General features: G+C 57.1%; 3 protein-coding genes. All 3 read left to right on the forward strand.

The genetic code is table 11. From position 1 onward, the window contains the following. The first annotated feature begins 98 nt into the window (after positions 1–98). The 3 genes from H570_RS0100115 to H570_RS18700 all read left to right on the forward strand — a co-directional run bounded on the left by H570_RS0100115 (position 99) and on the right by H570_RS18700 (position 1371). On the forward strand, positions 99–425 hold the full coding sequence (locus H570_RS0100115; RefSeq protein ID WP_027078990.1) for a hypothetical protein: 327 nt from the start codon (positions 99–101) through the stop codon (positions 423–425). Positions 426–561: 136 nt separating this feature from the next. Next, positions 562–969, forward strand: coding sequence for a DUF4844 domain-containing protein (locus H570_RS17920; RefSeq protein WP_169447711.1), 408 nt, complete (start codon positions 562–564; stop codon positions 967–969). Positions 970–1095: 126 nt separating this feature from the next. Continuing rightward, positions 1096–1371 carry a hypothetical protein gene (locus H570_RS18700; protein WP_156899771.1) on the forward strand — a complete coding sequence of 92 codons (276 nt, stop codon included), beginning with the start codon at positions 1096–1098 and terminating at the stop codon, positions 1369–1371. Positions 1372–2240: the final 869 nt, after the last annotated feature.

A 2240-nucleotide genomic window follows, 5' to 3' on the forward strand; every position in this document is an offset into this window, starting at 1 on the left:
TGACAGACGCCGTGCTTAGCAAGCAAGGCTAGCGGGCCTAACAATTCATTCAAGCCGAACCCGCTTCGCGGGTCGGCTTAATTCAGGCGTTAGGCCCCATGGATGATCTTTCGATGACGAGACAAATTGAACACATCAGCATTCGTAGCGTTGCACCTATCAGTGCAGCCATCTTCTTTATCCTGAGCTGTTTCACGGTCGCTTCCAGCTATCTACTTGCACGCTCAGCGCCAGGTCGCATTACCTCGTTCGAGTTGCACGGCCCCATCGATCTCAGCTTCTCTGGCATGCCAGACCTGTACATCCTGTTCCTATATCCATTCTTATCCGCTGTCGTTGGTGCTATCGGCGCTGCGATCCTCGCTTTCCTCTACAACTTCTTGACGCGGTTCCTCGGACCAATCAGAGTCAGGTTGAGTGATTGATCACATGGTCCCTTGCCTGGGGCCTAACAATTCGTTCAACCCGAACCCGCTTCGTTTCACCAACAGCATGGCAGATAAAGCTTGCCATGTTGTTGGCTCCACTACGCGGGTCGGGTTAACTCAGGCGTTAGGCCTCATGAAACGCACATTGATCGCCCTCACTCTATTCGTCTCCGCCCAAGCCACCGGCATGTCCATTGACACGCCCGCTCAAGCTCTTCTGGCCACGGTCGGCCATGACCATTTCGCCGCAGAGTCAGACGGTTTGTATACCGGTGTCTCGGACAGTTCGGTCAAAACCCAACTCAATGCCAAGATTGATGCTGCTGCCGTCGCCTTCGCTAATGCGGCCAGTGCCAAGGCTTCGGCTTCACAGATCCTGGCCATTCTCAAGGAGCACCTTGGCGGCATTGATCGTGGGGCGCTCGACACTGAGGACGCTGAGCATATCGCCGGTCTGTTCGAGCAGATGCTAGATGGCTTGGGCATCCAAAGCTCGGACAATGTTCTCAACAGCTGGTTGTACGGATTTGACCCGGGATGAGGCCTAACAATTCGTTCAACCCGAACCCGCTTCGTTCCACCAACAACATGGCAGATAAAGCTTGCCATGTTGTTGGCTCCACTACGCAGGTCGGGTTAACTCAAGCGTTAGGCCCCGAGGAGCAGCATGTCGCAAGTTTTGGCTCAGCCTTACTGGAAGCGCTTCGCGATCGCATTATGCGCGGCGACCGTTCTCGTGTTTGCTTGTTCGCTGTCCATGCAACTTCATGCGCTCAAAGAGCCGGAATGGGTGCTTGCTGTAGCAGCTGGGGTGCTGGTCGCTTCTATCCCGGGATCGGCATTATCTGCCTTGGCGTTCCGGCACAATCAACTTGCTCTTATTCTTGGCGCTCAGCTTCTGACCGTGGCGGCCTTGGCTGCTTGGTTCGGGCTCAGGGCCTAACAATTCATTCAAGCCGACACCGCTTCGCGGCGCGGCTTAATTCAGGCGTTAGGCCTTGTTTCCCGCACTGTTGTCGCAAGGGTACTGGGCCAGGTCGCAGTCTTCGCTCATCCGCAGCGGTTCGCACTTCGCACGCGCGAGACAGTTATCGGCAGCTGGCCTGCGGCATCTCGGCTTCGGACAGACGCGACTCTCCGCAAGGTTGGACCTACCGGGTCGGCTTCGGAGCGGGCGCGGTGAAAGTTCTTGGTCGCGCGCCTCAACAGCGTGGCTTCGTTCGCGGCAGCGGCACGGCCAATCTGCTGGGCCATACTTGGTGTACTGTTCGGCGCAGGGGTTGGACTGCCGCAAGATCGGACGCAGGCTCGAGGTGCGGCGGCCTAACAATGCGTTCAAGCCGAAGCCGCTTCGTTACGCAAAGCACATGGCAGGTACAGCTTGCCATGTGCTTCGCTCCACTTCGCGTCTCGGCTTAACTTAGGCGTTAGGCCCCGCAAAAGACATCTACTCAGACTGTGCGAGACAATCCTTACGCCGCCGCTATTGATCGCTACTTTCGGATCATCCTTTGCATAGCGGCTGCCACAGCAGGCTTGGGGCTCTCCGCATGGTGCATTCTGTCCGGTCACGCACCGGAGTTGGGGCTGCGATCCGTCGGGCCAGGCTACTACGCAGATGTCAGCCCGTCGCAGTTCTGGTTTACTGTTGCTCTCTACGCTGGCTTTGGCCTGCTGTTCACTTATTTGGCTTGGCGCGCGTATCGCGATTAGACCTTCAATGCGACGCTCGCAGCATGTCAGCCCAATGGGGCGGGGCCTAACAGTTCGTTCAACCCGAACCCGCTTCGTTCCACCAACAACATGGCAGAT

The organism is Luteimonas mephitis DSM 12574, assembly GCF_000422305.1.
Taxonomy (GTDB): Bacteria; Pseudomonadota; Gammaproteobacteria; order Xanthomonadales; family Xanthomonadaceae; genus Luteimonas; species Luteimonas mephitis.

What these genes read in the sequence shown, in the direction of transcription:
- H570_RS0100115 (WP_027078990.1), top strand. Translation starts at nt 99, where the DNA reads ATGGATGATCTTTCGATGACGAGACAAATTGAACACATCAGCATTCGT.
- H570_RS17920 (WP_169447711.1), top strand. Translation starts at nt 562, where the DNA reads ATGAAACGCACATTGATCGCCCTCACTCTATTCGTCTCCGCCCAAGCC.
- H570_RS18700 (WP_156899771.1), top strand. Translation starts at nt 1,096, where the DNA reads ATGTCGCAAGTTTTGGCTCAGCCTTACTGGAAGCGCTTCGCGATCGCA.